The sequence below is a fragment of the Candidatus Chordibacter forsetii genome, assembly GCF_964187505.1.
Classification (GTDB): Bacteria; Verrucomicrobiota; Verrucomicrobiia; order Opitutales; family Seribacteraceae; genus Chordibacter; species Chordibacter forsetii.
In genome coordinates this window covers 1-7,317 of sequence record NZ_CAXLML010000015.1, presented here as the reverse complement: position 1 = coordinate 7,317, position 7,317 = coordinate 1, and the positions used below count along the sequence as shown (strand labels likewise).

Annotated in this window: 8 protein-coding genes and 1 tRNA gene; 5 read left to right on the top strand and 4 right to left on the bottom strand. The window is 43.5% G+C overall.

The annotated features are described in order from the left end of the window. The coding region (locus tag ACKPQ4_RS00510) for an NUDIX hydrolase (RefSeq protein ID WP_407679251.1) at positions 1–317 on the bottom strand (317 nt) is incomplete at its 3' end. A 75-nt stretch (positions 318–392) separates the two neighbouring features. On the opposite strand from ACKPQ4_RS00510, the gene ACKPQ4_RS00505 reads away from it, so the two are divergent. Both ACKPQ4_RS00505 and pyk read left to right on the top strand, forming a co-directional pair. After that, a complete protein-coding gene (locus tag ACKPQ4_RS00505; RefSeq protein ID WP_407679250.1) occupies positions 393–1,187 on the top strand; it encodes an MBL fold metallo-hydrolase in 795 nt (264 codons plus the stop codon). After that, positions 1,184–2,614 (top strand): pyruvate kinase, encoded by a 1,431-nt coding sequence (pyk, locus tag ACKPQ4_RS00500; protein ID WP_407679249.1) that lies wholly within the window; start codon positions 1,184–1,186, stop codon positions 2,612–2,614. The genes ACKPQ4_RS00505 and pyk overlap by 4 nt, the downstream gene beginning before the upstream one ends. 11 nt (positions 2,615–2,625) lie before the next feature. Here the strand turns inward: pyk and ACKPQ4_RS00495 are convergent, their stop codons facing one another. Next, entirely contained in the window at positions 2,626–3,756 is a 1,131-nt protein-coding gene (locus ACKPQ4_RS00495) for an LptF/LptG family permease (RefSeq protein ID WP_407679248.1), read from the bottom strand. 80 nt (positions 3,757–3,836) lie between these two features. On the opposite strand from ACKPQ4_RS00495, the gene ACKPQ4_RS00490 reads away from it, so the two are divergent. Both ACKPQ4_RS00490 and ACKPQ4_RS00485 read left to right on the top strand, forming a co-directional pair. Next, positions 3,837–5,333: an alanine/glycine:cation symporter family protein gene (locus tag ACKPQ4_RS00490; protein ID WP_407679247.1), complete on the top strand. Its 1,497-nt coding sequence runs from the start codon at positions 3,837–3,839 to the stop codon at positions 5,331–5,333. Between the two features lie 69 nt (positions 5,334–5,402). Beyond that, positions 5,403–5,870, top strand: a complete 468-nt coding sequence (locus ACKPQ4_RS00485) for a hypothetical protein (protein WP_407679246.1) — start codon at positions 5,403–5,405, stop codon at positions 5,868–5,870. A gap of 12 nt (positions 5,871–5,882) precedes the next feature. On the opposite strand, the gene ACKPQ4_RS00480 is transcribed toward ACKPQ4_RS00485, so the two are convergent. Both ACKPQ4_RS00480 and ACKPQ4_RS00475 read right to left on the bottom strand, forming a co-directional pair. Further along, positions 5,883–6,833 carry an AEC family transporter gene (locus ACKPQ4_RS00480; RefSeq protein ID WP_407679245.1) on the bottom strand — a complete coding sequence of 317 codons (951 nt, stop codon included), beginning with the start codon at positions 6,831–6,833 and terminating at the stop codon, positions 5,883–5,885. 98 nt (positions 6,834–6,931) lie between these two features. Then, positions 6,932–7,006, bottom strand: a tRNA-Arg gene (locus tag ACKPQ4_RS00475). A gap of 82 nt (positions 7,007–7,088) precedes the next feature. On the opposite strand from ACKPQ4_RS00475, the gene ACKPQ4_RS00470 reads away from it, so the two are divergent. Further along, the coding region (locus tag ACKPQ4_RS00470) for a hypothetical protein (RefSeq protein WP_407679244.1) at positions 7,089–7,317 on the top strand (229 nt) is incomplete at its 3' end.

Sequence of the window (7,317 nt, the reverse complement as noted above, 5' to 3'; positions counted from 1 at the left end):
TCTGGGCAAGGATCAGATCGTAAAAGTTCACTAAGATCAGATTGTTCAATGGATACATTCAATTCCTCGGTCATCTCCCGGGTGGCGGCAAACTCATAAGATTCACCACGGTCAACATGCCCGGAACAACTTACTGTCCAAAGCCCTGGTTCCAAATCCTTAGAATTACTCCGTTTTTGTAAAATTAAGCCACCATTCATTCCCCAAGCGTATAAATGTACCGCTCTATGGAAGAGCCCCAGACGATGAGCATCCTCACGACTGGTCACTCCGATTACCCGGTCTGTCCGGTCGACCCAGTCAAACCATTCTTCCATAATATAAAATCAATGATCCCCCAAAGCACTTTGTGGTTGATTGCATATTAACGAGCTTACTAAGGTTGGAACTAGGTGGAAACAAAATTTAAAATCCTTGGTTCGAGCAGTTCGGGAAATACCGCTCTTTTACAAACAGGTAAATCAAACATTTTGATTGATGCTGGATTATCTGGGAAGAAATTAAAGTTTTTACTTTCTGAAGAAGGCCTGTCTGTAGAGGAATTAGACGCTATATTTCTAACCCATGAACACAACGATCACAGTGCCGGTATTCGTGGATTATCCCGCTACCTCAACCTTCCAATCTTTGCCAACCGAGACACCATCGATGCAATCCAGCCGAAACTTCCAAGGCGTCCGAATTGGAAAAGATTTGAAACGGGCGTGCCTTTTCAATTTCAGGAATTCAAGGTTCATCCATTTAGCGTGCCACACGATGCCTATGACCCCGTAGGGTTTTATTTTGAGTGGGGAACTGGAGACCTATTCGACCCTCCTTCCAGCCTTGCATGGGTGACCGACCTAGGTTTTGTACCTACCTTGGTTCAGGAACGAATCAGAAAAGCAAATATACTTGTGATTGAGGCAAATCATTGTACTGACATGTTAGAAAAGGACGAGAAGCGCCCATGGAGCCTTAAACAACGAATCCGAGGTCGACATGGTCATCTGTCCAATCAAACCACCTATGAGCTTTTGGAATCAATGGAAAATACCTGTTGGCGAAAGGTTTTCCTTATGCACCTCAGTAAAGATTGTAACGATGTCAACTTAGTGCGTGAACGCTTCAGCCAATTGCCCGGTCAGGGTAAACGATTTTCTACCTATGTAATTGATCCGGCGACTGCCAATCCTATTTGCGTGTGAAAACTCCCGAAAGACAAACCAAGATCATAGCCACCATTGGTCCGGCAACTGAATCTGAAGAGATGCTTGAATCCTTAATAAGCGAGGGGGTTGATGTAATGCGCCTGAATATGGCACATGCTTCCCACGAATGGATACGTGAGATCACTGAGCGCATCCGTAGAATTGGAGAAAAAGTCAAAAGGGAACCCGCAATATTGATGGATGTTAAGGGGCCAGAAATTCGTACCGGATATTTACAATCTCCTGTGCAATTAAAAAGAGGAGACTTAATTGATCTTGTCTTTACCGCCCAACCGGAACCACCAAGAATCGAGAAGGTCTGGCAAGTCGAAGTAAATTATGACAAATTGCACGAGCACCTGAAACCGGGAAATAATGTTCTGCTCGACAATGGATTGATTCCCTTGCTCGTGGTTGAAATTTCACCAAAGAAAATCCGCTGTCGCGTTCTTCAGGATGCAGAGCTTAAAAGCCGGCGACATGTTAATTTGCCTGGAATTAAGACTGGATTACCATCGATCACGGAAAAAGACAGGTTGGACACCTTAGTCGGCATCGAGTGCGAGCACGACTTCTTTGCCCTATCCTTTACCCGAGATGCCGATGCCATTGACCTATTTAAAAGCTTTCTCAAGGACAACAACAGTAATGCCCAGGTAATCGCCAAAATCGAAGACCAGCAGGGAGTGAACAACCTAGAAGAAATTGTAACTGCTTCTGATGGGCTGATGATTGCCCGAGGGGACCTGGGCATCGAATGTCCCTTTGAAGAATTGCCTATTATTCAAAGAAAAGCGGTGAGTATTTGTCTCTCCAGAGGTAAACCTGTGATTGTGGCCACCCACCTTTTGGAATCGATGATCGAGTCTCCTGTGCCCACACGGGCGGAAATTAGTGATGTGGCCAACGCCATCAACGAGGAGGCAGACTGTGTCATGCTAAGTGGAGAAACCACTACTGGCCTGTACCCGATCGAATGTGTACGTATGCTCAAGCGAATTTCTTCCCGAATTGAGCGAGAACTTCCTCCCGTATTGTCGGAAAGCCTGCGGCTTTTTCGGCCTAAAGCAAAGATGTTGCGCTCGGCCGCACTTCTTGCCCTACGCATGGAAAATGCCGCCGTTTTGGTCTTTACCAGAAGTGGGGATCTTGCTGCTAAGTTGGGTGCATTGCGTCCCAATGGGGCCCCGCTTTTCGCCTTTACTGATATCCCCGGGCTTCATCGAAGATTGCGCTTAATATGGGGGATCGAACCCTTCCTAATGGAATTCTCCAAAGACCCAGAACAAACCATTCAAGAAGCAATCAAACGATTAATTGAGGAAGAACGGGTCGAAACCGGAGATCAAATTGTCACCGTGACCAATGTGCTGGCCGACGGGAAAGTGGTCGAAAGTATCCAACTTAGAGAGGTGGATGTTTAAAGTGTCACAATTTACTTTTGTATTTTCAAAAAAATAAATGTGCCAATCACGACGAGTAAATAAGGTAAACTTGCCGTGACCATGGGAGTTAAAATTTGTTGTTCGCCTAGAGAATCAGACAAGGTACGAATGAAATAAAAACCAAGTGCACCAAGCAGAGAAACACCGGCAAGTTTTGCTGGGGTGGAAGAACCCCTAGCACTACCCAGTCCCAGCCCAATTATTAAGGCGACTAAACAAGCTGGTCCATTCCACCAAAGTTGAGCTTTTCTTAATTGGTACGAGATCATTTCTTTACCTTTCGAACTTGGAAATCGATCAAGCAAACGTTCAATTTCAACCAAAGTCATATCTTTTGCCCGCTTTTGAAGCCAAAGATAGGGCGTTGGGTCATCAGGAATATCTAACCCATAAAGTTGATCAAAAGAACGACTAATTCCCGGACTTTTTGTTTGGTATACTTCACCCTTTAGCGATGCTGCTTCGATAGTCTCCCAAACTAATGAACTTTTATTTTCATCAATCACTGGCAAACCTTTGGCGGAGTAAAACCCAAGAAATTTACCGTTGTAAAAAGTCCAACCCTTCTCGCTTTCCCATTTTGCAGTGGTAGCCCGCAAGCGCATCACATCTTCTCCTTTTTCTCCGTATTGGAAAAGTTGTAAATCCCTTCCTATACCCGTGGATGGGTCAAAGGAGCGAAAGTACCAAAGTCGTTCTGATCCAATTTGCATTTTTAGGCTGCGCGTTTCTAGGTCGCTCATATCCATTGAACGGAGTCCCGCACCATTCATCAACCAGTCACTGCTCAATCCAATCCCAAATCCAAGTATAACGATTAAGGAAAAAGACTGAATGGGAGAAATCCCGTTTGCCAGCATCGCAGTCCATTCTCCCCTTTTCCTTGCAAAAGAAAGAGAAAATAAGCTCGCACCCAAACAACAAATTGGAAGTAACCACGGTAAGTAAGACAGCAACCAAAACCAAAAGTCCTCCAACCAGAAGTCAAAACCTCTTGGGAATACCTGACTTAAATCTTCGACTGAAGAGAAGAGGAAAATAGTTCCCACTAGAAAAAACAGACAGCCTAAAAACCAAGTTGTCCACTCACGAGCCATGTAAATGATAATAGTTTTTGCCATGTCCAAGTATTTGCTAGCTTAACCCTTGCCCTAGGGGAAGTGAATTCTCAAGCTATGGATTAAAGAACAAATAAATAAAGATGATAAAAAATGTGCTAACCTTCATTGTTTTTACCATTCCACAACTTGTTCATGCAAAGAATGAAGAGGTTCCCAATAATTGGGAAAAGGACTTGGATACCTTTTTTGGTGAATATGTGGTGAGTCCACTGGCTAAACTACTCTTCTGGCCAATTCCAGGTATTGAGATTCCCCTAGTTGTAGCATGGTTGCTTGGTGGTGCCCTCTTTTTCACTTTGCGTATGCGATTCGTAAACATTCGCCTTTTTAAACATGCTATTGATTTGGTGCGGGGGAAGTATGACAACTCTGAGCAAGTTGGAGAGGTTACCCACTTTCAGGCATTAACCACTGCCCTTTCTGCAACCGTAGGATTAGGAAATATTGCCGGGGTGGCGATTGCTATTGGTACGGGGGGACCGGGAGCGACTTTTTGGATGATATTGGTTGGCTTCCTTGGCATGTCTTCAAAGTTTACCGAGTGTGCACTTGGTCAAAAGTACCGCAAAATTCGGAAAGACGGAAGAATTATGGGCGGAGCAATGCATTACCTTTCTCAAGGCCTGAAAGAAAAAAAACTAGGCGGATTGGGAGGCTTGCTTGCCGGGCTTTTTTGCCTGCTCTGCATTGGAGGATCTCTAGGTGGGGGTAATTCCTTTCAAGTTGTTCAGTCCCTCGACATGATTAAAACCGTTGTGCCCGAGTTGGCTGATTACCCCTGGGGGTACGGGCTGCTCATGGCTATTTTGGTTGGGCTGGTTATTGTGGGTGGAATAAAGAGTATCGCCCGAGTGGCATCTCTTATCGTTCCCATTATGTGCGGAATATACCTGCTCGCCTGTTTATTTATTCTTGGCTCTCATCTTGGAGAAATTCCCGCGGCTTTCAGCCTAATTATCGAGCAGGCTTTCTCCCCAGATGCTGCTTTCGGGGGATTTCTTGGTGTATTAATTATTGGAATTAAGCGGGCTGTGTTTTCCAATGAGGCGGGAATAGGCTCAGCTGCTATTGCTCATTCCGCCGCCAAAGTAAAAGATCCAATCGAAGAAGGAATAGTGGCTATCCTCGAACCCTTTATCGATACGATTGTGGTATGCACGATGACCGCTTTGGTAATTATAATAACAGGGGCATATATCGACCCAGCTAATGCAGAACTCATTGCCAAAAACCAGGGAGGTGCCCTTACATCTGTAGCGATGAGCAGTGTAATTCCATGGTTTCCATACATTCTTGCGATAGCAGTCTTTCTTTTCGCATTTTCTACGATGATATCTTGGTCCTACTATGGAGAAAGGTGCTGGGTGTATTTATTTGGAGACAAGTCATCCCTGATTTACAAAATACTCTTTCTTGTTTTCACCTTTCTAGGGTCTATAATAACGGCGACTAATATTTTGGATTTTTCAGATTTAATGATTTTGGGAATGGCATTCCCGAATATACTTGGATTGTTTATTCTAAGTGGAATAGTCAGAAAGGATTTAGACAATTACATCAAAAGCTTGCACATCTGATAAACTTGAACAATGTTAGATACAATTTATCTGTAATTTTTAATCCTATTCTGCTAGAGTATACCCATAATGTCCGAAGAAGAAGAAGTACAAATCTCCGATTCCGAAGAAGCCCGTGCTTGTATAAGCAGGTTACTCAAAGCAATTGAAGGATGGGCAGTTAAAGAAAGTAATAAAAACGAACTGGAAGTTACTGCATTTGCCGCTGCACTTGCCTCAGGAATTATTTCCTTTCATGAATTTTCCAGTAAGGATTGCCGAAAGAGTCAACAATTACTTGGAGCAATCTCCCGAGCCAAACAGCACATTGATAAAGAATTCAAAAAATTCGACGGAGAAATCGATAAAATGCATGTTAAATTTGCTCAGGAAATGGAAGAGCTAGATCTCAAAATCATTCGAGATCGTAAAGAGTTTAAACACTACCTAGTATCCTTGATTTATGCTGAGGAGTATAACAAACTTAGAACTAAAGTTACTAACATCTTTGAAACTCTCGACTCCAAATCGCGTTACGAAGATACTCCTTCCTCATAAGGAAAAAAACTTTTAATCGTTTGAGATTAATTTAATCCCTGCCCACAACCATGTGGGTATGGAAACAACACTGATTAACATAGTCGACATGATTACACGGAGTCCCGTTTCAGTGTCCTCCCCATAGCTTTTTACAACAACCAAAGCAAACACGCCTGCAGGCATTGCAGCTTGGACGATTAATACCTCTACCAACCAGGATGCATAGTGCGGTATCCATCCATACAAGGCATAGCAAATAAACAAGGCGGGCACCAACAATCCACGGGTCAGGAATGCTCCCACTTCTACTCGATAAGTTGGCGAGGGGCGAAACCCTTTAAACAAATCATAAAAACTGGCTCCTATAATCATAAGAGCCATGGGAATAGAACAATTACCAATCATAGACAACACCTCCCAAGCGTATTGGGGAAGCAAAGCTTTCCCTCCTACCATCTGTAAAGATATGGCAACTAGGACTGAAATCGCAGGCGGGTTCAATATTTTGCTAAGCTTCAACCTCGAAGAAGTTAGCAATAAAATACCCACCGTCCAAATCGCCACCTCCACACCAAGGTTAAAAAGAATAATTTTTACGACCAAATCATTTCCAAAGAATAAAGCGGCAATAGGGATGGCAAAAAATCCATAATTAAAAATTCCTGAACAAAAACAAAATGCAGGTATTTCTCTTCCCTTAATCCTACATAACTTGGCAACCAAGCGGGCAATCAAAAAACCGACCGCTATCGAGCAGAATCCAAAGAGTGCCGCCGTCCATGCCTCTTTTGCACCAACCGGAGTCTCCGTGCCCAAAACATGGTATAGAATGAAACATGGGTACAAGACATAGACGACAAATCGGGACATCGTACGATCTGCCTCACGCCCCAACCAATCTTTCCGTCTGGCCACGCCCCCGATAAAGAGCAGAAGAAAGGGCGGAGCAACCGCAGTTAAAATGTTTACCCAACTATCCATCCAAATGATTTACCATAACGATAAATGGAAATTCATGGATGCAAACCAAAAAGAAAAGGTAGCAAACTTAAGCAGTGTGCAGAAAAACTTAAATCAAATGGCGTCCCCACGAGGAATCGAACCTCGATCTACGGTTTAGGAAACCACTGTTCTATCCGTTAAACTATGGGGACTCAGGTGTTCGTTGTCAGTTCGTTGTCAGTTTTCATTGTCATGCTTACCAATTCTGCTACATTCATTTGTATGCCCAAGGTAGTGAATAAAAAACTAAGTAATGCTGTCATCGAAGGTGTTTGTATTATTAGACATGTTCCCAAGAACGACAAGTGGGAAGTTGATGCTGGACTTAAACTTGGCGGAACCAAAAAGCATAGAAAAAGATTCAAAACAAAAGAGGAGGCAATTACTTATGGTGAACTCTTAAAGGTTAAACTCCGCAACCAGGGGACAAGTGCATTCAGACTTACAACGGCACAACAGGTAG